This window comes from Rhodococcus sp. NPDC057297 (genome assembly GCF_042667435.1).
GTDB lineage: Bacteria > Actinomycetota > Actinomycetes > Mycobacteriales > Mycobacteriaceae > Rhodococcoides.
Genome location: NZ_JBHUZE010000002.1, coordinates 795,184 through 817,072, shown reverse-complemented (window position 1 = coordinate 817,072; position 21,889 = coordinate 795,184). Strand labels below are relative to the sequence as shown.

Sequence of the window (21,889 nt, the reverse complement as noted above, 5' to 3'; positions counted from 1 at the left end):
TACGGACGTCCGCTATTTGACGTCCACGTGTGGAGGCGAGAACGCCTGCGGGTATCGGTGACACCCGCAGGCGTTCTGCGCCTTACTTCGAGTAGTACTCGACGATGAGCTGCTCCTGGAGCGGCACATCGATCTGTGCGCGCTCCGGTACCCGGTGAACCAGGATGCGAAGGCGGTTGGGAACGACCTGCAGCCACGGGGCAACCGGACGATCGCCGTAGCTCTCGCGTGCAACCTGGATCGGGAGAGTCTGTGCGGACTTCTCGCGGACATCGATGATGTCGTACTGCGAGACGCGGTAGCTGGGGATGTCCACTCGCTGGTTGTTGACCAGGAAGTGTCCGTGCGTGACCAGCTGGCGTGCCTGACGACGCGTACGAGCGAGGCCCGCACGGTAGATGACGTTGTCGAGTCGCGTCTCGAGGATCGTCAACAGGTTCTCACCGGTCTTGCCGGGGCGCTTGTTGGCTTCCTTGTAGTAGAGACGGAACTGCTTCTCCATGACGCCGTAGGTGAAGCGTGCCTTCTGCTTCTCCTGCAGCTGGAGCAGGTACTCGCTCTCCTTGATCCGCGCGCGACCGTGCTGGCCGGGCGGGTAGGGGCGACGCTCGAACGCCTGGTCGCCTCCGACGAGGTCGACGCGCAGACGACGCGACTTGCGGGTAGCGGGACCGGTATAACGTGCCATTTTCTAAACCTTCCTTCCCGCTAGACCCGACGCCGCTTGGGCGGACGGCAGCCGTTGTGCGGCTGAGGGGTGACATCGGAGATGGTGCCGACCTCCAGGCCAGCAGCCTGGAGCGAACGGATAGCGGTCTCACGGCCGGAGCCGGGACCCTTGACGAACACGTCGACCTTCTTGACGCCGTGCTCCTGCGCCTTGCGGGCAGCGTTCTCGGCTGCGAGCTGCGCGGCGAACGGAGTCGACTTACGCGAGCCCTTGAAGCCCACGTGTCCCGACGACGCCCACGAGATGACGTTGCCTGCCGGGTCGGTGATCGACACGATCGTGTTGTTGAACGTGCTCTTGATGTGCGCAGATCCGTGCGGGACGTTCTTCTTGTCCCTGCGACGCGTCTTCTGCGTCTTCTTCGGGCCTGTACCGCGTGCTTTAGGGGGCATTACTTCGCCTTCTTCTTGCCGGCAATGGTGCGCTTGGGGCCCTTACGGGTGCGCGCATTGGTCTTGGTGCGCTGTCCACGTACGGGCAGACCACGACGGTGGCGAAGGCCCTGGTAGCAGCCGATTTCGATCTTGCGACGGATGTCGGCCTGCACCTCGCGGCGCAGGTCGCCCTCGACCTTGAGGGACTCCTCGATGTACTCGCGGAGCTTGGTCAGATCTTCGTCGGACAGATCCTTCGAGCGCAGATCCGGGCTCACGCCGGTTGCGTCGAGGATCTCCTTCGAGCGGGTACGGCCGACGCCGTAGATGTAAGTCAGTGCGATCTCCATGCGCTTTTCGCGCGGCAGATCCACACCTGCGAGACGTGCCATGTGGCAATCCTTTTCATGTCCGGAGGTCTGCTCCCAGTCCGTCCCCTGTGCCTCTGTACTGCCGAGAACCTTGCGGCTCTCCAAAACTCAGTGGGGCCCCGGCCTCCGTGCCGGGGGTGTGCCGCAACGCGAGTGTTGCGGTTGGTGCTGGGAGGTCTTCTTCTAGCTATGTGCCAAGCAGAAACGCGAATGCTCGGTGGTTATCCCTGACGCTGCTTGTGACGCAGGTTGTCGCAGATGACCATGACTCGCCCGTTACGACGAATCACCTTGCACTTCTCGCAGATCTTCTTGACGCTCGGCTGAACCTTCACGTCGTTGATCTCCTGTGTGTAGCCCTCGCGCACCGCACAGCGGTACGTCGCGAGCATGGTTCTCTCCGACCGGACCTGGCCGGAGAAGCTTGTTACTTGTAGCGGTAAACGATGCGTCCACGCGTGAGGTCGTACGGAGAGAGCTCCACTACGACGCGATCCTCGGGGAGGATGCGAATGTAGTGCTGGCGCATCTTTCCACTGATGTGTGCGAGCACCTTGTGGCCGTTCTCGAGCTCAATGCGAAACATCGCATTGGGCAAGGGTTCGACTACCCGGCCCTCGACCTCGATGGCACCGTCTTTCTTAGCCATATCCTCCGCGTCCCTGGCTTTACACCTGGTTGATTGCATCTGTTTTGCGTTACCGTGATGCTCACTGGCCACCGACCGAAGTTCGGGGAATGAACCGGTCGAACTACCGCCGGCTTGCGCAGGCATGCGAACAACCGGAACGCAGAGCGCACCGCCGACCTATGCTACCGGCAAAGTCGCACCAGGCCAAATGACGTGATCATCCGTGGCAAGCTCGGTTGATGCGCGCAGTCATTCAACGGGTGTCGGAAGCATCCGTCACGGTGGGGAACGACGTGGTCGGCTCTCTGACACCTGCCGACGGGGTCCAGGGCCTGGTCGTCCTCGTCGGCGTCACGCACTCCGACGACGCACACGTCGCCGACGCGGTGGCGGACAAGATATGGCGGATGCGAATTCTCGACGGTGAGAAGTCAGCAGCCGACGAATTCGCGCCGATCCTGGTGATCAGCCAATTCACGCTCTACGCCAACACGGCAAAAGGACGCCGACCGTCGTGGAATCAGGCTGCGCCTGGTTCGGTTGCCGAACCACTGGTCGATCGTGTCGTACATCGACTGCGTGACCTCGGCGCCACCGTCGAGACCGGACGATTCGGGGCGCACATGAAAGTGTCGCTGGTCAACGACGGACCGGTGACCATCACTCTCGAACTGTAACTACTCGCGCGTCGAAGTACTCGCGCGTCGAAGTACTCGCGCGTCGAAGTACTCGAGCGTCGAAGTACTCCGCCTTGTGTGTTACTCCGGCCGCAAGGTCAGAATGCGGGGCCCGTCCTCGGTGACGGCGACGGTGTGCTCCCAGTGAGCGGCGCGGGAGCCGTCGGTGGTGACGACAGTCCATTCGTCGTCGAGAATCTCCGTCTCGTACGTACCGAGCGTCAGCATCGGTTCGATCGCGAGAGTCGACCCGACCACGAGTTCGGGGCCTTTGCCCGGAGCGCCTTCGTTGGCCAGAAACGGTTCCATGTGCATCTCGCGGCCGATGCCGTGGCCACCGTAGCCGTCGACAATTCCGTATTTGCGGCCGTGCGACTCCTCAGCCGCATGCGTTCCGTTCTCGATTGCGTGCGAGACGTCGGTGAGCCGGTTACCCGGCAGCATCGCAGCGATGCCTGCCTCCATCGACAACCTCGTGGCCTCGCTGAGCAACTGGTCGGCTTCGATTATGTCGCCGACGCCGAACGTCCAGGCGGAATCACCGTGCCAGCCGTCGAGAATTGCGCCGCAGTCGATCGAGATCAGGTCGCCGGTGACGAGGACGTCTGCCGCGGAGGGGATTCCGTGAACCACACGGTCGTTCACCGACGAACAGATGCTGCCGGTGAACCCGTGGTAACCCAGGAAGGACGGAACTGCGCCCGCGTCACGGATGACAGCTTCCGCGACGCGGTCCAGCTCCAACGTCGAGACACCTGGCTTGGCCGCGTCGCGCACGGCAACCAGCGCGGCGCCTACTACGGCGCCGGCCGCAGCCATGGCGTCGAGTTCGCCGGGGCTGCGGAACGGCACTACCTTGCGCTTACGACCGAACGCCATTACTTGTCGTTGCCCTCGATCGCTTTCAGCGCACGAGCGCTGACTTCCTCGACGTCCCCGATCGCGTCGACGGTCACGATCTGGTTCGTGTAGTAGTCCAGCAACGGTGCGGTCTCGTCGCGGTAGACCTTGAGGCGATTGCGGATGACGTCTTCCTTGTCGTCCTCGCGTCCGCGAGCGAGCATGCGCTCGACCACGACGTCCTCGTCCACGACGAAGGACAGAACGGCATCGAGCTCGGCGCCGAGATCGGAGAGAATTCCGACCAGCGCTTCCGCCTGGCCGACGGAGCGAGGGAAACCGTCGAGCAGGAACCCGTTCACGGCGTCCGGCTCTGCGAGGCGGCTGCGGACCATGTCGACGGTCAGCTCGCTCGGCACGAGATCACCGGCGTCGAGGTACTTCTTCGCTTCGATTCCCAGTGGGGTCTTCTCACCGATGTTGGCGCGAAACAGATCGCCGGTCGAGATGTGGGGAACACCCAGCTTCTCCGACAGGACTGCTGCTTGGGTGCCTTTGCCTGCACCGGGAGGACCAAGAAGAACGAGTCTCACTTGAGGAACCCTTCGTAGTTACGCTGCATCAACTGACTTTCGATCTGCTTCACGGTATCGAGGCCGACGCTGACCATGATCAGCACGGCGGTGCCACCGAACGGCAGGTTCTGCGCGCCGCCGGAGCTTCCGATGTCGAGGAACAGGTTGGGCAGCACGGCGATGGTGCCCAGGTAGATAGCGCCCGGCAGGGTGATGCGGCTGAGGACGTAATTCAGATAATCGGCGGTCGGCCTGCCCGGACGGATTCCGGGGATGAAGCCTCCGAACTTCTTCATCTCGTCGGCACGTTCTTCTGGGTTGAAGGTGATGGCGACGTAGAAATATGTGAAGAAGACGATGAGGCCGAAGTAGATGGCGATGTAGACCGGGTTCGCCGGATTCACCAGATACTCGTTGATGATTCGCTGCCACCAACTGGGGTCCACGGCGGTGCTTGCGGACGTGAGCTGGGCGATCAAGTTCGGTAGGTACAGAAGCGAGGACGCGAAGATCACCGGGATGACGCCGGCCTGGTTGACCTTCAGCGGCAGGTACGTCGACGAGCCGCCGTACATCTTCCGGCCCACCATGCGCTTGGCGTACTGGACGGGAATTCGGCGCTGACCCTGCTCGACGAACACCACGCCGGCGATGATGAGGAACGCAGCGACGCAGACGAGCGCGAAGACCAGGCCGCCGCGGCTGTCGAGGATGGACTTTCCCTCGGACGGGATGCGAGATGCGATGCCGGCGAAGATGAGGAGCGACATACCGTTGCCGACACCACGTTCGGTGATGACTTCACCGAACCACATCACCACGGCCGCACCTGCGGTCATGACGAGAACGATGATGACCAGACCGAAGATCGACTGATCGGCGATGATGTCCTGCTGGCATCCCTGAAGGAGCTGTCCGCGTGAGGCGAGAGCGACGAGGCCGGTCGCCTGCAGGATCGCGAGTGCGATCGACAGGTAACGCGTGTACTGCGTCATCTTCGCCTGGCCGGACTGGCCCTCCTTGCGGAGTTGCTCGAACTTAGGGATGACGACCGTCAGGAGCTGAACGATGATGCTGGCCGTGATGTACGGCATGATGCCGATCGCGAACACCGACAGCTGCAGCAGCGCACCGCCGGAGAAAAGGTTGATGAGCGAGTAGATGCCCGCTTGGTCGCCACCGGACACCTGGTCGATGCAGGCTCGGACGTTGGCGTAATCCACACCCGGGGACGGAAGCGTAGCGCCGAAGCGGTACAGGGCGACCAGACCGAGTGTGAAAAGGATCTTCCGTCTCAGGTCAGGGGTCCTGAGGGCCGACACGAAGGCGGAAAGCAAAGATCCTCCTGGCACGACTGCGATGGCATCGAAACATGCATCGAGCCACCAGGCTCTAGGCTGTTCGATCTTGGACTGCGCACGACATGGGTCGTCCGCATGAAACGCATGTTCACGTAACTCTAGAACTCTAACAGTGCGCGGCGATCCGCCGGACGGACAGTCCACGGACGACCCGAACGGTCGGCCGGCGACCTGCCGCACTGGCAGCGATGGCCGCAGCGTGCCCCTCGAAAAGGGTTGCCGCTGCGGCCATCGTCACACTGTGTGCTCACTCGACCTGAGTCGACTCAGCGGCTATACCTCGGTTGCAGAACCGCCGGCAGCGGCGATCTTTTCCTTGGCGGAACCGGTGAACTTGTTGACGGAGATGTCGACCTTGACGGTCAGCTTGCCGTCGCCCAAAACCTTGACGGGCTCGTTCTTGCGGACTGCGCCCTTGGCGATCAGGTCAGCGATGCTGATCTGGCCACCCTCGGGGAACAGGCGCTCGATGTCGCGAAGGTTCACGACCTGGAACTCGACACGGTTCGGGTTGGTGAAGCCCTTGAGCTTCGGGAGACGCATGTGAAGGGGCATCTGGCCGCCCTCGAAGCGTGCCGGCACGTTCTTGCGTGCACCGGTTCCCTTGGTACCGCGACCTGCGGTCTTGCCACGCTTGCCACCTTCACCACGGCCGACGCGAATCTTCGCCGACTTGGATCCGGGTGCGGGGCGCAGGTGGTGCAGTTTGATGGTCATGGTTAGACCTCCTCAACTGTTACGAGGTGGCGCACCACGTTGACCAGTCCGCGAGTCTGCGGGGTGTCTTCGCGGAGGACGGACTGGCGGATGCCTTTGAGTCCGAGGGTCCGCAGGCTGTCCCGCTGGTTCGACTTCTGGCCGATGGTGCTCTTGATCTGAGTGACCTTCAGCTGTGCCATTACTTCACCGCTCCTGCCTGTGCACGCGCACGCAGCATTCCGGCAGGTGCAACCTCTTCGAGGGTGAGGCCACGGCGAGCCGCGACTTCCTCGGGACGCTGCAGTTCCTTGAGGGCTGCGACGGTGGCGTGAACGACGTTGATGGCGTTGTCGCTACCGAGCGACTTCGACAACACGTCGTGGATGCCTGCGCACTCCAGCACGGCGCGAACAGCACCACCGGCGATGACACCGGTACCGGCGCTGGCCGGGCGGAGCATGACGACGCCTGCTGCTGCCTCACCCTGGACGGGGTGCGTGATGGTGCCGCCGATCATCGGGACGCGGAAGAAGCTCTTGCGGGCCTCTTCGACACCCTTCTGAATGGCTGCGGGAACTTCCTTGGCCTTGCCGTAGCCGACGCCGACCAAGCCGTTGCCGTCTCCGACGATGACGAGGGCGGTGAAGCTGAAGCGACGACCACCCTTGACGACCTTGGAGACGCGGTTGATCGCGACTACGCGCTCGATGAAGTTCGACTTCTCGGCAGCGTTTCCGCCACGCGAGTTGTCACGGCGGTCGCGTCCACCACGGTTGTCGCCGCGGTTGTCGCCACCACTGTTGGGTCCACTGTTCTGTCCGGCGGGGCCATTTCCGCCGTCACGCCGTTGACGTCCCGGCATCAGGCTGTCCTTCCGTTGTCAGTTGCAGTCATCATCAGAATGCCAACCCGCCTTCGCGAGCGGCATCGGCCAGAGCCGCGATGCGGCCGCTGTAGCTGTTGCCGCCACGGTCGAAGACGACCGCGTCGATTCCAGCTGCCTTGGCGCGGCTGGCGATGAGCTCGCCGACCTTTGCGCTCTGTGCCTTCTTGTCTCCGTCGAGCGCACGCACGTCGGCTTCGATCGTCGATGCGGAAGCCAGCGTGTGGCCTGCCAGATCGTCGACGAGCTGAACGTGGATGTGGCGCGAAGAGCGGTTGACGACCAAGCGAGGACGCTCGGGCGTTCCGGAGATCTTCTTGCGGAGACGGAAGTGGCGACGCGCCTTCGAGAGGCGACGCTTCGTCGAGATGTCCGTGCCGCGAGGCGTGCGGTCGACCTTCGCCTTGTCTGCTGTTTGCTGGCTCATATCACTTACCCGTCTTTCCGACCTTGCGGCGGATAACTTCACCCTCGTAGCGGATGCCCTTGCCCTTGTACGGGTCCGGACGCCGCAGACGACGAATGTTGGCAGCGATCTGGCCGACTGCCTGCTTGTCGATACCGGTGATGGTGAAACGCGTGGGCGACTCGACCGTGAAGGTGATGCCTTCCGGCGCCTCGATCAGCACAGGGTGGCTGTATCCGAGTGCGAATTCGAGGTCTCTGCCCTTCAGCACCGTTCGGTAACCGACGCCGTGAATCTCCATCTTGGTGGTGTAACCGTTGGTGACACCGGTGATGAGGTTCGCGACCAGGGTGCGCGAGAGACCGTGCAGTGCACGGCTACGACGCTCGTCGTCGGGGCGGGTCACGGCAATGCTGCCGTCATCCGCGCGTGCGATCTGGATGGGCTCGGCGATCGTCAGGCTCAGGGCGCCCTTGGGGCCCTTGACCGCGACGTTCTGGCCGTCGATCGTGATGTCGACGCCCGCGGGGACCGCGACCGGCAATTTTCCAATACGTGACATGGTGGTGGCCTCCCCTACCAGACGTAGGCGAGGACTTCTCCGCCCACACCCTGCTTGGCCGCCTGACGTTCCGTGAGCAGACCGGTGGACGTGGAGATGATCGCCACGCCCAGGCCGCCGAGAACCTTGGGCAGATTGGTGGATTTTGCGTATACGCGAAGACCAGGCTTCGAGATACGACGCACGCCTGCGAGGCTGCGCTCACGGCTGGGCCCGTACTTCAGATCGACGATGAGGGTCTTGCCGACCTCGGCGTCTTCGGTGCGGAAATCAGCGATGTAGCCCTCACGCTTCAGGATGTCGGCGATGTTCGCCTTCAGCTTCGAGTGGGGAAGCTTCACCTGGTCGTGGTACGCCGAGTTGGCGTTGCGCAGACGGGTCAAGAAGTCTGCAATTGGATCGGTCATCGTCATGGTGTGACCTGTGCACCTTTCTCGCAGCGGTTCCCATGCAACACGTGCGAGCTGGTGCCCCCTGGGTTGGCGAACAACCCGGGCCTGGCTCGTCACATCGTGGGCCTACAACGAAGTGAACATGTCCTGACCGACTGTTGCCGGTCAGGGGTTGCGCTCCAAGCAATGCATCGCTGCACTGCCAGGTGTTTCGAGCTTCCGCGTGGTGATGCCGCGTGCGAAGAACTCGAGGTTGCGTCTGTATTGCAAGGACTCGTGTGCAGGCACGACGAAGCCCGGGCAACCGCACTAGTGTAGGCAACCGGTGGGCAAACTCCAAATCGTTCGTACTCAGTCCTGATCCAGCCTGTCGACGTCGATGCGCGGCGCACCCTGCCCCGTTGCTCGGTTGACGATGTAGGTGACCGCCCACAGGACGACGCCGAGCAGCAGCATGGCACCGGCGATCTTGTATTGAATCATCTGCGAATCGGTTCGAGCCCACGGTCCCACCAGGAACAGACACAGCACTGCTCCCGCGACCGGCACCCAGAACGGCGCACGGAAGAACGTCTTGTCCGCCCGTTGCTTCAGCACCAGGCAGGCGACGTTCACCACGGCGAAGACACCGAGCAGCAGCAAGCCGGTGGTTCCCGACAGTGCGCTGACCACCGAATTACCGGACAACCGATTGACCACGATGATCAGCACCACCGCGAGCAGCGTGGTGAAAAGGATTGCGGTCCAGGGTGACCGGCGTTTCGGAAGCACCGCTCCGAGCGCCGTCGGCAGGACTCGCTGACGGGCGAGACCGTAAACGCATCTGCTGGCCATCAACATGTTGATGAGTGCAGTATTGGCCACGGCGAAGACCGTCATGTACGGGAAGATCTCGTCGATGGGGAGACTCGGCGCGCCGACGCGCACCACGTGCAACAGAATTCCTTCACTTCCCGAGTCGTAGTTCAGCGGTAGAACGGCGATGACCGCGACAACGACCAACACGTAGATCAGGCAGGCGATTCCGAGACCGGACAACATCATCTTCGGAAAGATCTTCTGCGGCTCTTTCGTCTCCTCGACCATGTTCACGGAATCCTCGAAACCGACCATGGCGAAGAACGCGATCGTCGTGGCGACCGTCACCGCGAGAAACATGCCTTTCTCGTTCTGGTCCTCGAACACCACGAGGTTGGCGATATCGCCCTCGGCACTCCCCCGGCCCACCGCGACGAATCCGATCACGATGACAATTGCCAGCGCGGCCATTTCGATACCCGTCAGCACAACGTTGAATTTCACGGATTCGCCGACGCCTCTGAGGTTGATCGCAGCGAGAAAACCCATGAACAACAGTGCGACGACGAGTTGAGCCGTCGAGCCTGTCGGGATGTCGAACCAACCGAGTCCGTCTGTGGTGCTGAATGTTTCGTGTAGCCCGGCGAGCAAATTGCCTGCCACGACGTTCGACGATGTGGCCGCGCTGGTGATGCCCGAACAGATCACGGCGAAAGCCACGATGAATGTCGCGAAATGAATTCCGAAAGCTTTGTGGGTGTACAGAGCCGCGCCCGCGGCCTGCGGGTATTTCGTCACCAGTTCCAGGTAGGAAAAGGCTGTGAGTGTCGCGACGACGAATGCGAGCACGAACGGTACCCACGCGATACCACCGACGTTGGAGATCATGTCGCCCGTGACGGCGTACACACCTGCACCGAGGATGTCGCCGACGATGAACAGGAGCAGTAGCCCTGGCCCGAGGACGCGTTTCAGTTCGCCTTGTTCTTCTTGCGCTTCGTCGTGCTTCAGTGTTGCCATGGCGAACCTCCGAAAGCGTCGGTTCGGTTCACGATAGACCTGCAGGCGGGGTCTGGATACTCGAAACGTCCACCCGTTGCGGCCGGGTCGATCGAGGTCGATAGTGCAGGCAGAGGGCGCACACGAAAAACGGGCGTGGGTTCCTTTCGGAACCCACGCCCGTCAGCGTGATGCGTCAGCGTGGTAACTACGCGAGGCCCTGAGACATTGCCGTTTTCAGGGCCTCGAGGTCACCAGGAGCTCTTGTGAACGCCGGGGAGTTCTCCGCGGTGCGCCATTTCGCGAACGCAGATACGGCACAGGCCGAACTTGCGGAACACGGAGTGGGGACGGCCGCAGCGGTTGCAACGCGTGTAGCCACGCACTGCGAACTTCGGCTTCTTGTTGGCCTTGTTGACCAATGCCTTCTTCGCCATGGACTCAGTTCTCCTTGAACGGGAAGCCGAGGTGCTTGAGCAGCGCGCGGCCTTCTTCGTTGTTGGTTGCGGTGGTCACCACGGTGATGTCCATGCCGCGCGGACGATCGATCTTGTCCACGTCGATCTCGTGGAACATCGACTGCTCGTTGAGGCCGAACGTGTAGTTGCCGTTGCCGTCGAACTGCGTGCCGGAAAGGCCGCGGAAGTCCCTGATTCGGGGAAGGGCAATGGAGGTCAGGCGGTCCAGGAACTCCCACATGCGGTCGCCGCGAAGCGTGACGCGGGCACCGATGGGCATTCCTTCGCGGAGCTTGAACTGTGCGATGGACTTGCGGGCCTTGCGGATCTCCGGCTTCTGGCCGGTGATCGCTGCCAGGTCGGCAACTGCACCGTTGATCAGCTTCGCGTCACGGGCGGCGTCGCCGACACCCATGTTGACGACGACCTTGACGACACCGGGGATCTGCATGACGTTGTCGTATGCGAACTCGGTGTTCAGGGCGTCCTTGATCTCGGCGCGGTAGCGCGCCTTCAGCCGGGGCTGCGTGTTCTCAGTGGTAGTCATCTCAGATGTCCTTCCCGTTCTTCCGGGAAACACGAACGCGCTTGCCGGTCTCTTCGTCGGTCCGGTAGCCCACGCGAGTGGGGTTTCCGTCCGAGTCGATGACTGCAACGTTCGATACGTGGATCGGGGCTTCCTGCGTGACGATTCCGCCCGAGGATGCGCCACGCTGGTTCGCGGAGACCGCGGTGTGCTTCTTGATCCGGTTCACGCCCTCGACGAGGACCTTGGAGTCAGCGGGGTAAGCCTGAATGACCTTGCCCTTGGCGCCCTTGTCCTTGCCGGCGATCACGAGAACGGTGTCGCCCTTGTGCACCTTCATTTACAGCACCTCCGGGGCGAGCGAGACGATCTTCATGAACTTCTTCTCACGCAGCTCGCGGCCGACCGGGCCGAAGATGCGGGTTCCGCGAGGATCGTTGTCAGGCTTGATCAGCACGGCAGCGTTCTCGTCGAAACGGATGTACGAACCGTCCGGGCGACGACGCTCCTTGACGGTACGGACGATGACCGCCTTGACGACCTCGCCCTTCTTGATGTTTCCACCGGGGATGGCGTCCTTCACCGTAGCTACGATGATGTCGCCGATTCCGGCGTAGCGACGTGACGAGCCACCGAGAACGCGGATGCAAAGGATTTCCTTCGCGCCCGTGTTATCAGCAACGCGTACTCGCGACTCCTGCTGAATCACAAACTTCTCCTAGACCTGGATGTGCATACGTGCCGGATTTCCGTCCCGACACGCGCGGTCGGCTACCGCGGAGCGGGCGCACGAAGACACACCGCTGCCACAGGCAACCGGTCAAGTGTAGGGGACGCACCGGATCGATTCCAAATCGCGGCTGGTCGACACCTACGCATCCCTCACATCTCCGGGTTACCCGACGCATGGCGGACTGCGCCTGTGGACCGCGCCGCACGTCGTGCACACTGGAGCACGTGAAGACCCTCGCCCGCGGGGAGAATTGCCCCGCTCCCTCTGGGACGTTGACTGTCACGCTCCGGACTTCGGCTGCAGTCGACGTGTCGGCACTGCTGCTCGGCGCAGGTGGCAAAGTGCGCTCGGACGACGACCTGATCTTCTACAACCAGCCTTCCGGCCCAGGAGTGCAGTACCACCGAGACCCGAGCGGCCACCGGATCACCGTCGACCCCGAACGAATCCCCGCAGCTGTCGAGACAGTGGCCATCACTGCCTCCCTCGACGGCACCGGTGCACCGACGTTCGCTGCCTCCGGGCCCGTCGAGACGAGTGTCGACGACTCCACCGGGACCACCGTCGTCATGTATCCGGCCGACGCATTGGGCGCCGAGAATGCACTCGTCTGTCTCGAGATCTACCGACGCGGTGACGCCTGGAAGATCCGTGCCGTCGGGCAGGGCTTTTCCGACGGTTTGGCCGGTGTAGCGACCGCGTTCGGGATCACCATCGACGACGACGAAAGTCCGACGGCCGACACCCCGAGTCCCGAACCCACCCCGAGTCCGACCCCCACCCCCACCCCGAGTCCGACCCCCACCCCGACATCAGGAGGACACCTCCCTATGAGAAGCGAACTGTTCGCACCCGCCCACGCGGAAGTGCCCGGGGCCGGTATTCAGAAGCAGGGCAGCAAGATGTGTCGCATCGGTATGAACGGCGACATCATGGCCAGAGCTGGTTCCATGGTCGCGTATCAGGGTGATCTTCACTTCGAGGCGAAGGGCTCCGGCGGGCTCGGGCGGGCGCTCAAACAGGCATTGTCCGGTGAGGGCGTGCCCTTGATGAAGGTATCCGGCCACGGGGATCTGTTTCTCGCCAACGCCGCCCAGGACGTGCACCTCATCGATCTGGACGGTAACGACGGCCTCACGATCAACGGCGCCAACGTCCTGGCATTCGAGTCGAGCCTGTCCTACGACGTCAAACGCGTTCAGGGTGCTGCTTCCGGCGGAAACGCCGGTTTCTTCAACTGCGTCTTCAGTGGACGCGGTCGGATCGCCATCACGACCGACGGAGTGCCGGTGGTTCTTCAGGTGGATCAGCCCACCTTCGCGGACCCGCAAGCCGCGGTCGCCTGGTCGTCGAGCTTGTCCACCCGCGTGAAGAAGAACGATTCTTTCGGCCTCGGGACACTGATCGGGCGCAGCACCGGCGAGCGGTTCACCCTGGAGTTCGGTGGGCAGGGCTTCGTCGTGGTGCAGCCGTCGGAGCAGCCTCCAGGCGGGCTGATCGGGGGCAGCGGCAGCGGTGAACAGGCGGGCGTCGGCGGCGCGCTGGGAGGTCTGCTCGGACGGTGACCGATCGGCATCGAGGCCGATTACTCGGTACGGTTCACGGGGTGGGGGAACACATCGAGTCGTGGTGGGCGGGGTTACCACTGGACCGTGTCGTGCGGCTACACGGTTCGTCCGTTCGGGAACTGGCCGAATCCGTCGATCCTCTGCCCGCGGGGGCACCTGCGGTCGTGTTCTTCGCATTGCCTGCTGCACACACTCGTGGCGTCCGCGACCTCGTCGAAGACGTCGTCAGCGCCCTCGAACGAGCCGCCGTCGAGACGACCGCGCTGTGGCTCCCGGAGTCCGACCTGTTTCGCGGTACGTCCACGCTCGACGGTGACGCCAGAGGCGTCGCGGTTCGTCGACTAGCCGCCGAAAGTTCGCATTTCGGACCATATCTGGAGAGGCTCACGAGTGCAGCAGCTACCGGGGTTTCGCCGAACGCCGATGGGATTCCACTGGAGACCAGAGCGTCAGGTTCTGCTTCCCTGGTGGCGGCTGCTTACGGCAAGCACTGCGCGGCGCTCGTGCTCGTGGTCGGTACCTCCTACGACCCGTCCGTCGTCGCCACAGCGAGTGAGTGGCTGTGCGCTCGCGCCGGCATCGGAGTCTGGATTTCAGGCGACGACGTGTCCGCCGTCGACAGATTTCCGTCGGTTCGTGTGACTGCGGCCGCCTTGCCGATCGGTGTGAGCACCGTGGTCGATCGATTCCGCCCGCTGAGCTATCCGCCGATCGTCGGGCACCCCCATCCCGGCAGCGAACCGGAGAAGATTCTCTGCCGAGCACTCGACAACCAGCCGTGGGCAACGGGCCGCGAGCACAACCGAGCAGTGCGACTCGGCTCACTGTCGAGCCCCTTCACGGTGGACGTACTGTGGCGAACCGAACGCGTCGTCGTGGAGATCGATGGTGACGAACACCGTGCGGCAACGAAGTTCGGCGCGGACCGCATGCGAGACAACCAACTTCAGACCGAGGGATTTATCGTGTTGCGCTTCACCAACAGCCAGGTGATCGACGACCACGAGCATGTGGTCGCGACCGTCGGCGCAGCACTGGCACGACGACGATCGAAAGGAACTACCGTTGAGCGCTGATGACGTGACAGGCACCGAGGCCGCCGTCCTGCTGGTGTTGATGGCCGAGGCAACTGCGGTCAAGAATTCCGAGTTGAAGAACCTGGGACCCAGTCTCGACAAGCCGTCTCGTGACAAGCTGACGAAGATGGGCCTGATCGGTGTGGACACCGCAGTGCGCCCGATGACGCTGGAGCTGACCGACGCAGGGTGGCGCTTCTGCAGTGATCTCATGGGTGGCGCTCCCCCGGCGCGGCCGACCGGTGCGGGCAAGGCACTGTTCACTGTCCTGGCCGGACTGCGTCGTTGGCTCGATACGTCGCAGACCCGGCCCGCGGAGATCTTCTCCCCGCGCAGTGGGCCGACATCCGATGCGGTCGCCGACGCCCAGTCTGCGGCCGAGCCAGCAGGGGTCGAGACAACAGGGGTCGAGACAACAGGGGTCGAGCCAGCAGGGGTCGAGCCAGCAGGGGTCGAGGCTCGAATCCGCGAAGCCTACGCCCGGTTGGCACCCGAGCCCGGACGACCGATTCGCCTCACCCGCCTGCGTACGGAGCTCTCCGACATCCCCCGAGACGAGCTCGACGACGCCCTTGTCCGCCTCCGGCGCGCGCCGGACGTGTCGTTGATCCCAGAGGAGAACCAGAAGACACTCTCCGATGCGGATCACGACGCAGCCGTCGTAGTCGGGAATCAGCGCAACCACCTTCTGGAGATCGAGCTGTGACACTGACGAGTAACGATGGGGCACGAGAGCAGATCCGAGCACTCGAATCGGTCCGGTTGAGCTGGGCGCCCACTCCCGACGACGTATGGCGTTCTCAATCGAACGTTCACGTCCCGGGCATGCACGAGCGAGTATTCGTCGAGGTGATGAACGCATACTCCGACGCCGAATCGTCGGACGATGCAAGCCCGCTCGGTGTCGTGGTCCGTGGGCCCGCGGGTTCCGGCAAGACACATCTGCTAGGCCAAGTCCGTGAAGAGGTGCAGAGTCGCGGTGGCTATTTCTTCCTGATTCGCCTTCTCGACGCCGCGGGCTTCTGGCGCTCGACCCTGATGGGCATGCTCGACGATCTCATGCGTCCGTCCGGTGAGGGCACGGACAGCCAGCTGTCTTTGCTGCTCCGCAGGCTCTGCGAGATCGGACAGGTCTCCGACGAGCAGCGACATCAGATCATGGGCGAATCCATGATCGAACCGACCACACTCGACGAGTTCGTGACGGCTGTGTACAAGGTCCATCCCCGGCATCGTCGGACCTCGCAACACACACTCCGAGCGCTCGTTCTCTCGATTGCACCCGATGCGTCGGTGCAGGACCTCGGAGACGCGTACTTGCAGTCGATCGACGACGTCGACGCTCAGGAATTCGCGCCATGGGGTATTCGCCGGGCCGAGCTCGGACACCAGGGAATCGCCGAGAACATTTCTCGGCTTCTGGCGATCACCGGGCCGACGGTCCTCGCGATCGATCAGATCGACACACTCGTTGCGCAAGCGCGGACGGGATCGGATCAACAAGCCGCCGACGAACAAGAAGACAAAGTTGTCGAGCACCTCGCGCACGGGTTGATGTCACTCCGTGAGACGCTCCCGAGGACGGCATCGGTGCTGTCCGCCCTGTCGAGCGCATGGGAGCTCATCGCAGCACGTGGCGTTGCCCCGATGCGAGATCGTTTTCGGGTCACTCAGCCTCTCAAACCGATTCCCTCGTCCGAGGTCGGTCGACTTCTACTCGGGCGGCGACTGGCTGCGTGCTTCCTCGAAGCAGGGTTCGCGCCTCCACACCAGACGTGGCCGGTCGCAGCTCAGGCTTTCGACCAAGCCCCGGACTTCACACCGCGTCAGCTTCTCATCGCGGTGGACCGTCACATCAGGCACTGCCTCGACACCGGCGAGGCGTCGGAACTGACGTCCTTTGCCGATCGAACAGGCTCGGCGGCGCCAGGTGAACTCCCCCATGCACGGCTCAGCGAACTCGATGCTCTCGACGAGCGCTACGCAGAACTTCGCCGCGGAGCCGACGTCTCGACGCCTCTGGTCCCCGATACGGAGGACTCTCTCGTCCCGGTTCTGCTGTCTGCGGGCCTCACCGCATGGATTCACGAGCACCAGTCTTCCGACGACAGCCTTGCCCAGGACCCGCCACCCAGCGGTAAGCCCGCTCTGCACGCCCGCCTACGCCACACCGTCGACACCGACACCGACGACGAGGAGCACTGGTGCTTCCGTGCGGTCACCTCGCCGAACGCCCGGGCTGCTCTCGCGCGCGTCGAGCGGGCCGTGTCGACGGCGGGCCTACACATCGACATGCCCCGTCGCCGTCTGATTCTCATCAGAAACGCGCCGTGGCCGTCGGGAGCGAAGACCGAGCAGACAATTGCCGCACTTCGCCGTGCAGGTGGCGTCGAGGTGCCGCTGTCCGAGGATGACCGACGCTCACTGTCCGCGTTGAGCACGCTGGTGGCAGAGAATTCACCCGCGTTGACCTCGTGGTTGCTCGTGCGCAAACCCGCTCATTCGATCGAGCTGTTCAAGACTGTGTTGCCCGCGGTCAGCGTTGTCGACGACGACCGCGCCCTCATCGAACAGGAAGCGGAACCCCCGGCGCCCACTCTCGCAGTGTCGCCGGCCCGAGTCGCATCGATCTCGATCGGCCAGGAGACCAGTACCAACGCGGATGTCACGGTGCCTCTCGAAGCGCTGCGGAAGCACACCGCGATGTTCGCGGGCTCGGGTTCGGGCAAGACCGTGCTGATCCGTCGACTCATCGAAGAGTGTGCGCTGCAGGGCGTTTCGGCGATCGTCCTCGACGTGAACAACGACCTCGCGAGGTTGGGCACCCCCTGGCCCGCCGACGAACGCACATGGCCGCCCGGCGACGAGGCGAAAGCAGCCGCGTATCTGACCGACACCGACATCGTCGTCTGGACTCCCCGTAAGTCCAGCGGCCGCCCGCTCAGTTTTCAACCTTTGCCCGACTTCGCGGCCGTCGTGGGTGACCAGGACGAGTTCGACGCATCCGTCGAATCGGCCCTGTCTGCGCTCATTCCCGCCGCGATGGTCACAGGAGAGTCGCCGCGGGCAAAGCACGGCCGGGCCGTTCTCAAGCAGGCGCTCGTGCTGTTCGGCGGATCCGGCGGCGGGACACTCGGCAGCTTCGTCGACCTACTCGAAGACTTTCCCGAGGGTGCGAGCGACATGCGCGACGCAGTGCGCATTGCGTCCGGTCTCGCGGAAAATCTCAAGGCTGCTGCCTCGAACGATCCACTCTTCGCCGGCGAAGGAACGCCGGTCGACCCCGGTGTGCTTCTGACCCCCGCTGCGGGTAAGAAGGCGCGGGTATCGGTGATCAATCTCGGCTGGCTGACGACGGACGAGCAGAAGCACAATTTCGTCAACCAGTTGCAGATGGGCCTGTTCGCCTGGATCAAGCGCAACCCCGCAGGAGATCGCCCACTCGGTGGGCTGTTCGTCATGGACGAGGCGCAGAACTTCGCCCCATCCGGCCGTACGACTGCGGCTACCAGAAGCACACTCGCGCTCGCGTCGCAGGCACGCAAGTACGGACTCGGACTGGTGTTCGCGACCCAAGCCCCCAAAGGCTTGCATCCCCACATAGCCGGAAACGCGGCGACTCAGTTCTACGGTCTGCTCAACAGCCCGGTGCAGATCAACACCGCTCAGGAGATCGCTCGCGCGAAGGGTGGCTCGGTGCCCGATATTGCACGTCTGCCCACCGGCCAGTTCTACGCCGCAGTCGAGGGGACCGAATTCCGCAGAACAGCAACGGCACTCTGCCTGACGTACCACCCCAAGAGCCCTCCGACCGAGGAGGAAGTCCTGCGACTCTCCCGGGCGAACTGAACCATTCCAACGACACGAAAAAGCCCACTTCCGAAAGGAAGTGGGCTTTTTCGCAGCAGTGAATGCTTACTTGGCCTTTTCGAGGACCTCGACCAGTCGCCAGTGCTTCGTGGCGGACAGCGGGCGGGTCTCCATGAGCTGAACGCGATCGCCTACGCCGGCGTCGCCTTTCTCGTCATGTGCCTTGACCTTGGTGGTCCGACGGATGACCTTGCTGTAGAGAGGGTGCTTGACCCTGTCTTCCAGCTCGACCACGATCGTCTTCTCCATCTTGTCGGATACGACGTATCCGATGCGGGTCTTGCGGTTGTTGCGTCCTTCAGTCACAGTCTTTTCCTCGCTCATGCCGCGTCACCTGCAGTGTCGTCGGCAGGACCAGTGGCCAGACCGAGCTCACGCTCACGCAGGACGGTGTAGATGCGCGCGATCTCGTGACGAACGGTGCGCAGTCGACGGTTGTTGTCCAGCTGGCCGGTAGCCATCTGGAAGCGAAGGTTGAACAGCTCTTCCTTCGACTCACGCAGCTTGGTGACCAGCTCTTCACCGGTGAGCTCGCGGAGCTCTGCGGCTGGGGTTCCGGTAGCCATCAGAACTGCTCCTCCCTGGTGATGATGCGTGCCTTCATCGGCAGCTTGTGGATTGCGCGCGTCAGGGCCTGACGTGCGACGGCCTCGTCGGGGAACGAGAGCTCGAAGAGCACGCGACCCGGCTTGACGTTCGCGACCCACCACTCGGGCGAACCCTTACCGGAACCCATTCGGGTTTCGGCAGGCTTCTTGGTGAGCGGGCGGTCCGGGAAGATGTTGATCCAGACCTTGCCGCCACGCTTGATGTGGCGGGTGATCGCAATACGGGAGGCCTCGATCTGACGGTTGGTGATGTAGGCAGGCTCGAGAGCCTGGATACCGTAGTCACCGAACGTCACGTGGTTGCCGCCCTTGGACGCACCCGATCGCTTCGGGTGGTGCTGCTTCCGGTGCTTGACCCGGCGTGGGATCAACATCGTCAGCCCTCCTGATTCGGCTCGGTCGAGGCCGGAGCCTCTGCGGATGCCGCACGGCCTGCCTCGGTGCTCGTCGCGGTGGTGCCCGAAGCACCGGAACGACGCGGACGCGAGGGACGCTCACGGCGCGGGCGATCGTTGCCTGCAGCAGGTGCAGCGGCGGCCAGCTCACGACGGCCACCGACGATGTCGCCCTTGTAGATCCAGACCTTCACGCCGATACGGCCGAAGGTGGTCTTTGCCTCGTACAGGCCGTAGTCGATGTCCGCACGAAGGGTGTGCAGGGGCACTCGGCCTTCGCGGTAGAACTCCGAGCGAGACATCTCGGCGCCGCCGAGACGGCCGGAGCACTGGACACGGATGCCCTTGACGTTCGGCTGACGCATGGCCGACTGAATGGCCTTACGCATTGCACGACGGAAAGCGACGCGGTTGCTGAGCTGCTCTGCAACACCCTGGGCCACGAGCTGAGCCTCGGACTCGGCGTTCTTGACCTCGAGGATGTTCAGCTGGACCTGCTTGCCGGTCAGCTTCTCGAGAGCTCCGCGGATGCGGTCGGCCTCGGCGCCACGACGACCGATGACGATGCCCGGACGTGCCGTGTGGATGTCCACGCGAACACGGTCACGGGTGCGCTCGATCTCGACCTTCGCGATGCCTGCGCGCTCCATGCCGGTGGCGAGGAGCTTGCGGATCGCGACGTCTTCCTTGACGTACTCCGAGTACTGCTTGTCTGCGTACCAGCGCGACTTCCAGTCAGTGGTGATACCCAAGCGGAAGCCGTGCGGGTTGATTTTCTGACCCACTACTGAGCCCCTTCCTTGGACGCCTGGCCCTTACGACGGTTACGACTTGTTCCGCCGGTCTTGGGCAGGCTCTCGACGATCACCGTGATGTGGCTGGTGCGCTTGCGGATCCGGAAAGCACGACCCTGAGCGCGCGGCTGGAATCGCTTGCCCGTCTTGCCCTCGTCGACGAACGCGGTCGCGACGATCAGCGTGCTGGGGTCGAGATCCAGGTTGTTCTCTGCGTTGGCCGCTGCGGAGGCGATCACCTTGGCGACCGGCTCGCTGGCTGCCTGCGGCGCGAACTTCAGGATGTTGAGCGCGTCCTCGACGGAGCGCCCGCGAACCAGATCCACGACGCGACGAGCCTTCATGGGCGTGACGCTGACGTGCTTCGCGACGGCCTTGGCAGTCGGGTTGGCGGTTTCGGTGTTGCTCATCGCCTCTTCGCCTTCCGGTCGTCCTTGATGTGACCCTTGAACGTGCGGGTCGGTGCGAACTCTCCGAGCTTGTGGCCGACCATCGAGTCGGACACGAACACCGGCACGTGCTTGCGACCGTCGTGGACGGCGAAGGTGTGACCGATGAAGTCGGGGAGAATTGTCGATCGACGGGACCAGGTCTTGATGACCTGCTTGGTTCCCTTGTCGTTCTGGACGTCAACCTTCGCGAGGAGGTGATCGTCTACGAACGGGCCTTTCTTCAGGCTGCGTGGCATTCTGAACTCCCTCCTAGCGCTTGTTCTTGCCGGTACGACGACGACGGACGATCAGCTTGTCGCTCGCCTTGTTCTTGCGGGTACGGCCTTCAGGCTGTCCCCAGGGGCTGACCGGGTGGCGTCCACCGGAGGTCTTGCCCTCGCCACCACCGTGCGGGTGGTCGACCGGGTTCATCACGACACCACGAACGGTCGGGCGCTTGCCCTTCCAACGCATACGGCCGGCTTTACCCCAGTTGATGTTCGACTGCTCGGCGTTGCCGACCTCGCCGACGGTTGCGCGGCAGCGCACGTCGACGCGACGGATCTCGCCGGACGGCATACGCAGGGTTGCGTAGGGGCCTTCCTTACCGAGGAGCTGGATGCTCGCGCCGGCCGAACGTGCCATCTTCGCGCCGCCGCCCGGACGAAGCTCGACCGCGTGAACGGTCGTACCCGTCGGGATGTTGCGCAGCGGCAGGTTGTTGCCCGGCTTGATGTCGGCGCCTGCACCCTGCTCGATGGGCGAACCCTGAGCGATGCCCTTGGGGGCGACGATGTAGCGCTTCTCGCCGTCTGCGTAGTGCAGCAGTGCGATGTTGGCGGTGCGGTTGGGGTCGTACTCGATGTGAGCGACCTTGGCCGGCACGCCGTCCTTGTCGTTGCGACGGAAATCGATCAGACGGTATGCACGCTTGTGACCGCCACCCTTGTGCCGGGTGGTGATACGACCGTGTGCGTTACGTCCACCGCGACCGTGCAGGGGGCGAATCAGCGACTTCTCGGGCGTGCTGCGAGTGATCTCCGCGAAATCGGAGACACTGGCGCCGCGGCGGCCCGGAGTGGTCGGCTTGTACTTACGGATTGCCATGAGTCTTCTCGTCCTTATATCCGAA

General features: G+C 63.4%; 31 protein-coding genes. 5 read left to right on the top strand and 26 right to left on the bottom strand.

Annotated elements, in window-relative coordinates:
• Positions 1-82: 82 nt before the first annotated feature.
• The 5 genes from rpsD to infA all read right to left on the bottom strand — a co-directional run bounded on the left by rpsD (position 83) and on the right by infA (position 2,124).
• A complete protein-coding gene (rpsD, locus tag ACFULT_RS09605) occupies positions 83-688 on the bottom strand; it encodes a 30S ribosomal protein S4 (RefSeq protein ID WP_019663575.1) in 606 nt (201 codons plus the stop codon).
• Between the two features lie 20 nt (positions 689-708).
• Positions 709-1,122: a 30S ribosomal protein S11 gene (gene rpsK / locus ACFULT_RS09600; RefSeq protein ID WP_019663574.1), complete on the bottom strand. Its 414-nt coding sequence runs from the start codon at positions 1,120-1,122 to the stop codon at positions 709-711.
• Entirely contained in the window at positions 1,122-1,496 is a 375-nt protein-coding gene (gene rpsM, locus ACFULT_RS09595; RefSeq protein ID WP_019663573.1) for a 30S ribosomal protein S13, read from the bottom strand. Before rpsM ends, rpsK begins: the two co-directional genes overlap by 1 nt.
• Before the next feature lie 200 nt (positions 1,497-1,696).
• Positions 1,697-1,810: a 50S ribosomal protein L36 gene (gene rpmJ / locus ACFULT_RS09590; protein WP_025347279.1), complete on the bottom strand. Its 114-nt coding sequence runs from the start codon at positions 1,808-1,810 to the stop codon at positions 1,697-1,699.
• Between the two features lie 92 nt (positions 1,811-1,902).
• Positions 1,903-2,124, bottom strand: coding sequence for a translation initiation factor IF-1 (gene infA, locus ACFULT_RS09585; protein ID WP_005140011.1), 222 nt, complete (start codon positions 2,122-2,124; stop codon positions 1,903-1,905).
• Between the two features lie 221 nt (positions 2,125-2,345).
• Here infA and dtd point away from each other — a divergent pair, with 221 nt between their 5' ends.
• Positions 2,346-2,783: a D-aminoacyl-tRNA deacylase gene (gene dtd / locus ACFULT_RS09580; protein WP_037108925.1), complete on the top strand. Its 438-nt coding sequence runs from the start codon at positions 2,346-2,348 to the stop codon at positions 2,781-2,783.
• A gap of 81 nt (positions 2,784-2,864) precedes the next feature.
• Here the strand turns inward: dtd and map are convergent, their stop codons facing one another.
• The 14 genes from map to rplN all read right to left on the bottom strand — a co-directional run bounded on the left by map (position 2,865) and on the right by rplN (position 11,991).
• Positions 2,865-3,662 (bottom strand): type I methionyl aminopeptidase, encoded by a 798-nt coding sequence (gene map, locus ACFULT_RS09575; RefSeq protein ID WP_037108927.1) that lies wholly within the window; start codon positions 3,660-3,662, stop codon positions 2,865-2,867.
• Complete coding sequence (locus ACFULT_RS09570; RefSeq protein ID WP_037108929.1) at positions 3,662-4,216, bottom strand: adenylate kinase; 555 nt, start codon at positions 4,214-4,216, stop codon at positions 3,662-3,664. Before ACFULT_RS09570 ends, map begins: the two co-directional genes overlap by 1 nt.
• A complete protein-coding gene (secY, locus tag ACFULT_RS09565) occupies positions 4,213-5,535 on the bottom strand; it encodes a preprotein translocase subunit SecY (protein WP_019663567.1) in 1,323 nt (440 codons plus the stop codon). The genes ACFULT_RS09570 and secY overlap by 4 nt, the downstream gene beginning before the upstream one ends.
• A 297-nt stretch (positions 5,536-5,832) precedes the next feature.
• Entirely contained in the window at positions 5,833-6,276 is a 444-nt protein-coding gene (gene rplO / locus ACFULT_RS09560) for a 50S ribosomal protein L15 (RefSeq protein ID WP_019663566.1), read from the bottom strand.
• 2 nt (positions 6,277-6,278) lie between these two features.
• A complete protein-coding gene (rpmD, locus tag ACFULT_RS09555) occupies positions 6,279-6,458 on the bottom strand; it encodes a 50S ribosomal protein L30 (protein WP_037108932.1) in 180 nt (59 codons plus the stop codon).
• Positions 6,458-7,120 carry a 30S ribosomal protein S5 gene (gene rpsE / locus ACFULT_RS09550; protein ID WP_037108938.1) on the bottom strand — a complete coding sequence of 221 codons (663 nt, stop codon included), beginning with the start codon at positions 7,118-7,120 and terminating at the stop codon, positions 6,458-6,460. Before rpsE ends, rpmD begins: the two co-directional genes overlap by 1 nt.
• A 34-nt stretch (positions 7,121-7,154) precedes the next feature.
• Positions 7,155-7,568 (bottom strand): 50S ribosomal protein L18, encoded by a 414-nt coding sequence (gene rplR / locus ACFULT_RS09545; RefSeq protein WP_020111156.1) that lies wholly within the window; start codon positions 7,566-7,568, stop codon positions 7,155-7,157.
• Between the two features lies 1 nt (position 7,569).
• Positions 7,570-8,109: a 50S ribosomal protein L6 gene (gene rplF / locus ACFULT_RS09540; protein WP_378481311.1), complete on the bottom strand. Its 540-nt coding sequence runs from the start codon at positions 8,107-8,109 to the stop codon at positions 7,570-7,572.
• Between the two features lie 14 nt (positions 8,110-8,123).
• Positions 8,124-8,522, bottom strand: a complete 399-nt coding sequence (gene rpsH / locus ACFULT_RS09535; protein ID WP_019663561.1) for a 30S ribosomal protein S8 — start codon at positions 8,520-8,522, stop codon at positions 8,124-8,126.
• Positions 8,523-8,852: 330 nt separating this feature from the next.
• A complete protein-coding gene (locus tag ACFULT_RS09530; protein WP_378481310.1) occupies positions 8,853-10,319 on the bottom strand; it encodes an APC family permease in 1,467 nt (488 codons plus the stop codon).
• A 230-nt stretch (positions 10,320-10,549) separates the two neighbouring features.
• The gene (locus ACFULT_RS09525) at positions 10,550-10,735 is read right to left on the bottom strand and encodes a type Z 30S ribosomal protein S14 (RefSeq protein WP_019663559.1); all 186 of its coding nucleotides are present in this window, start codon (positions 10,733-10,735) and stop codon (positions 10,550-10,552) included.
• A gap of 4 nt (positions 10,736-10,739) precedes the next feature.
• A complete protein-coding gene (gene rplE, locus ACFULT_RS09520; protein WP_019663558.1) occupies positions 10,740-11,303 on the bottom strand; it encodes a 50S ribosomal protein L5 in 564 nt (187 codons plus the stop codon).
• 1 nt (position 11,304) lies between these two features.
• The gene (rplX, locus tag ACFULT_RS09515; protein WP_019663557.1) at positions 11,305-11,622 is read right to left on the bottom strand and encodes a 50S ribosomal protein L24; all 318 of its coding nucleotides are present in this window, start codon (positions 11,620-11,622) and stop codon (positions 11,305-11,307) included.
• Positions 11,623-11,991 carry a 50S ribosomal protein L14 gene (rplN, locus tag ACFULT_RS09510; protein ID WP_008718280.1) on the bottom strand — a complete coding sequence of 123 codons (369 nt, stop codon included), beginning with the start codon at positions 11,989-11,991 and terminating at the stop codon, positions 11,623-11,625. It lies immediately after the preceding gene.
• A 248-nt stretch (positions 11,992-12,239) separates the two neighbouring features.
• Here rplN and ACFULT_RS09505 point away from each other — a divergent pair, with 248 nt between their 5' ends.
• From ACFULT_RS09505 to ACFULT_RS09490, 4 genes are read left to right on the top strand one after another with little or no spacing between them, the layout of a single operon-like run.
• Complete coding sequence (locus ACFULT_RS09505) at positions 12,240-13,580, top strand: AIM24 family protein (protein ID WP_378481309.1); 1,341 nt, start codon at positions 12,240-12,242, stop codon at positions 13,578-13,580.
• Positions 13,581-13,621: 41 nt separating this feature from the next.
• Positions 13,622-14,659, top strand: a complete 1,038-nt coding sequence (locus tag ACFULT_RS09500) for an endonuclease domain-containing protein (RefSeq protein WP_094719160.1) — start codon at positions 13,622-13,624, stop codon at positions 14,657-14,659.
• Entirely contained in the window at positions 14,649-15,365 is a 717-nt protein-coding gene (locus ACFULT_RS09495) for a hypothetical protein (RefSeq protein ID WP_378481308.1), read from the top strand. Before ACFULT_RS09500 ends, ACFULT_RS09495 begins: the two co-directional genes overlap by 11 nt.
• Positions 15,362-18,508 carry a helicase HerA domain-containing protein gene (locus tag ACFULT_RS09490; protein WP_378481307.1) on the top strand — a complete coding sequence of 1,049 codons (3,147 nt, stop codon included), beginning with the start codon at positions 15,362-15,364 and terminating at the stop codon, positions 18,506-18,508. The genes ACFULT_RS09495 and ACFULT_RS09490 overlap by 4 nt, the downstream gene beginning before the upstream one ends.
• Before the next feature lie 66 nt (positions 18,509-18,574).
• On the opposite strand, the gene rpsQ is transcribed toward ACFULT_RS09490, so the two are convergent.
• The 7 genes from rpsQ to rplB are packed head-to-tail and all read right to left on the bottom strand — an operon-like array spanning position 18,575 to position 21,864.
• Entirely contained in the window at positions 18,575-18,853 is a 279-nt protein-coding gene (gene rpsQ, locus ACFULT_RS09485) for a 30S ribosomal protein S17 (protein ID WP_019663552.1), read from the bottom strand.
• A complete protein-coding gene (rpmC, locus tag ACFULT_RS09480) occupies positions 18,850-19,095 on the bottom strand; it encodes a 50S ribosomal protein L29 (protein ID WP_019663551.1) in 246 nt (81 codons plus the stop codon). The genes rpsQ and rpmC overlap by 4 nt, the downstream gene beginning before the upstream one ends.
• Complete coding sequence (gene rplP / locus ACFULT_RS09475) at positions 19,095-19,511, bottom strand: 50S ribosomal protein L16 (RefSeq protein WP_019663550.1); 417 nt, start codon at positions 19,509-19,511, stop codon at positions 19,095-19,097. The genes rpmC and rplP overlap by 1 nt, the downstream gene beginning before the upstream one ends.
• A gap of 2 nt (positions 19,512-19,513) precedes the next feature.
• The gene (gene rpsC / locus ACFULT_RS09470) at positions 19,514-20,317 is read right to left on the bottom strand and encodes a 30S ribosomal protein S3 (RefSeq protein ID WP_019663549.1); all 804 of its coding nucleotides are present in this window, start codon (positions 20,315-20,317) and stop codon (positions 19,514-19,516) included.
• Positions 20,317-20,736, bottom strand: a complete 420-nt coding sequence (gene rplV, locus ACFULT_RS09465; RefSeq protein ID WP_019663548.1) for a 50S ribosomal protein L22 — start codon at positions 20,734-20,736, stop codon at positions 20,317-20,319. The genes rpsC and rplV overlap by 1 nt, the downstream gene beginning before the upstream one ends.
• A complete protein-coding gene (rpsS, locus tag ACFULT_RS09460) occupies positions 20,733-21,014 on the bottom strand; it encodes a 30S ribosomal protein S19 (protein WP_008718309.1) in 282 nt (93 codons plus the stop codon). The genes rplV and rpsS overlap by 4 nt, the downstream gene beginning before the upstream one ends.
• A 13-nt stretch (positions 21,015-21,027) precedes the next feature.
• Positions 21,028-21,864, bottom strand: coding sequence for a 50S ribosomal protein L2 (gene rplB / locus ACFULT_RS09455; protein WP_019663547.1), 837 nt, complete (start codon positions 21,862-21,864; stop codon positions 21,028-21,030).
• Between the last annotated feature and the right edge of the window lie 25 nt (positions 21,865-21,889).

Coding starts and splice junctions, on each gene's coding strand:
- dtd (WP_037108925.1), top strand. CDS start 2,346: ATGCGCGCAGTCATTCAACGGGTGTCGGAAGCATCCGTCACGGTGGGG.
- rplO (WP_019663566.1), bottom strand. CDS start 6,276: ATGACCATCAAACTGCACCACCTGCGCCCCGCACCCGGATCCAAGTCG.
- map (WP_037108927.1), bottom strand. CDS start 3,662: ATGGCGTTCGGTCGTAAGCGCAAGGTAGTGCCGTTCCGCAGCCCCGGC.
- rpsE (WP_037108938.1), bottom strand. CDS start 7,120: ATGCCGGGACGTCAACGGCGTGACGGCGGAAATGGCCCCGCCGGACAG.
- rpsH (WP_019663561.1), bottom strand. CDS start 8,522: ATGACGATGACCGATCCAATTGCAGACTTCTTGACCCGTCTGCGCAAC.
- rpsS (WP_008718309.1), bottom strand. CDS start 21,014: ATGCCACGCAGCCTGAAGAAAGGCCCGTTCGTAGACGATCACCTCCTC.
- rplX (WP_019663557.1), bottom strand. CDS start 11,622: ATGAAGGTGCACAAGGGCGACACCGTTCTCGTGATCGCCGGCAAGGAC.
- rpsM (WP_019663573.1), bottom strand. CDS start 1,496: ATGGCACGTCTCGCAGGTGTGGATCTGCCGCGCGAAAAGCGCATGGAG.
- rplF (WP_378481311.1), bottom strand. CDS start 8,109: ATGTCACGTATTGGAAAATTGCCGGTCGCGGTCCCCGCGGGCGTCGAC.
- ACFULT_RS09525 (WP_019663559.1), bottom strand. CDS start 10,735: ATGGCGAAGAAGGCATTGGTCAACAAGGCCAACAAGAAGCCGAAGTTC.
- rpmC (WP_019663551.1), bottom strand. CDS start 19,095: ATGGCTACCGGAACCCCAGCCGCAGAGCTCCGCGAGCTCACCGGTGAA.
- rpmD (WP_037108932.1), bottom strand. CDS start 6,458: ATGGCACAGCTGAAGGTCACTCAGATCAAGAGCACCATCGGCCAGAAG.
- infA (WP_005140011.1), bottom strand. CDS start 2,124: ATGGCTAAGAAAGACGGTGCCATCGAGGTCGAGGGCCGGGTAGTCGAA.
- rpsQ (WP_019663552.1), bottom strand. CDS start 18,853: ATGAGCGAGGAAAAGACTGTGACTGAAGGACGCAACAACCGCAAGACC.
- rplP (WP_019663550.1), bottom strand. CDS start 19,511: ATGTTGATCCCACGCCGGGTCAAGCACCGGAAGCAGCACCACCCGAAG.
- ACFULT_RS09530 (WP_378481310.1), bottom strand. CDS start 10,319: ATGGCAACACTGAAGCACGACGAAGCGCAAGAAGAACAAGGCGAACTG.
- rplB (WP_019663547.1), bottom strand. CDS start 21,864: ATGGCAATCCGTAAGTACAAGCCGACCACTCCGGGCCGCCGCGGCGCC.
- rpsK (WP_019663574.1), bottom strand. CDS start 1,122: ATGCCCCCTAAAGCACGCGGTACAGGCCCGAAGAAGACGCAGAAGACG.
- rplR (WP_020111156.1), bottom strand. CDS start 7,568: ATGAGCCAGCAAACAGCAGACAAGGCGAAGGTCGACCGCACGCCTCGC.
- rplE (WP_019663558.1), bottom strand. CDS start 11,303: ATGACTACCACTGAGAACACGCAGCCCCGGCTGAAGGCGCGCTACCGC.
- rplV (WP_019663548.1), bottom strand. CDS start 20,736: ATGAGCAACACCGAAACCGCCAACCCGACTGCCAAGGCCGTCGCGAAG.
- rpsD (WP_019663575.1), bottom strand. CDS start 688: ATGGCACGTTATACCGGTCCCGCTACCCGCAAGTCGCGTCGTCTGCGC.